Source organism: Aeromonas sp. ZOR0002 (assembly GCF_963866995.1).
Taxonomy (GTDB): domain Bacteria; phylum Pseudomonadota; class Gammaproteobacteria; order Enterobacterales; family Aeromonadaceae; genus Aeromonas; species Aeromonas caviae.
The window spans coordinates 1-821 of sequence record NZ_CAWMFQ010000197.1 but is presented as its reverse complement, the minus strand read 5'-3'; the positions used below and the strand labels follow the sequence as shown (position 1 = coordinate 821).

The following is an 821-nucleotide window of genomic DNA, read 5'->3' as shown; positions in this document are numbered from 1 at the left end:
GGCACTGTTGCAAAGTTAGCGATGAGGCAGCCTTTTGTCTTATTCAAAGGCCTTACATTTCAAAAACTCTGCTTACCAGGCGCATTTCGCCCAGGGGATCACCATAATAAAATGCTGAGGCCTGGCCTTTGCGTAGTGCACGCATCACCTCAATACCTTTGATGGTGGCGTAAGCCGTCTTCATGGATTTAAATCCCAGCGTGGCGCCGATTATCCGTTTCAGTTTGCCATGATCGCATTCAATCACGTTGTTCCGGTACTTAATCTGTCGGTGTTCAACGTCAGACGGGCACCGGCCTTCGCGTTTGAGCAGAGCAAGCGCGCGACCATAGGCGGGCGCTTTATCCGTGTTGATGAATCGCGGGATCTGCCACTTCTTCACGTTGTTGAGGATTTTACCCAGAAACCGGTATGCAGCTTTGCTGTTACGACGGGAGGAGAGATAAAAATCGACAGTGCGGCCCCGGCTGTCGACGGCCCGGTACAGATACGCCCAGCGGCCATTGACCTTCACGTAGGTTTCATCCATGTGCCACGGGCAAAGATCGGAAGGGTTACGCCAGTACCAGCGCAGCCGTTTTTCCATTTCAGGCGCATAACGCTGAACCCAGCGGTAAATCGTGGAGTGATCGACATTCACTCCGCGTTCAGCCAGCATCTCCTGCAGCTCACGGTAACTGATGCCGTATTTGCAGTACCAGCGTACGGCCCACAGAATGATGTCACGCTGAAAATGCCGGCCTTTGAATGGGTTCATGTGCAGCTCCATCAGCAAAAGGGGATGATAAGTTTATCACCACCGACTATTTGCAACAGTGCCC

The 821-nt window shown here is 52.5% G+C and carries 1 protein-coding gene; it reads right to left on the bottom strand.

The genetic code is table 11. The annotated features are described in order from the left end of the window. Positions 1 to 52: 52 nt before the first annotated feature. The gene (locus AACR77_RS11740) at positions 53 to 757 is read right to left on the bottom strand and encodes an IS6-like element IS26 family transposase (protein WP_001067855.1); all 705 of its coding nucleotides are present in this window, start codon (positions 755 to 757) and stop codon (positions 53 to 55) included. Between the last annotated feature and the right edge of the window lie 64 nt (positions 758 to 821).

Bases quoted from the DNA above. Each gene is read 5' to 3' on its own strand.
- AACR77_RS11740 (WP_001067855.1), bottom strand. From the start codon at position 757: ATGAACCCATTCAAAGGCCGGCATTTTCAGCGTGACATCATTCTGTGG.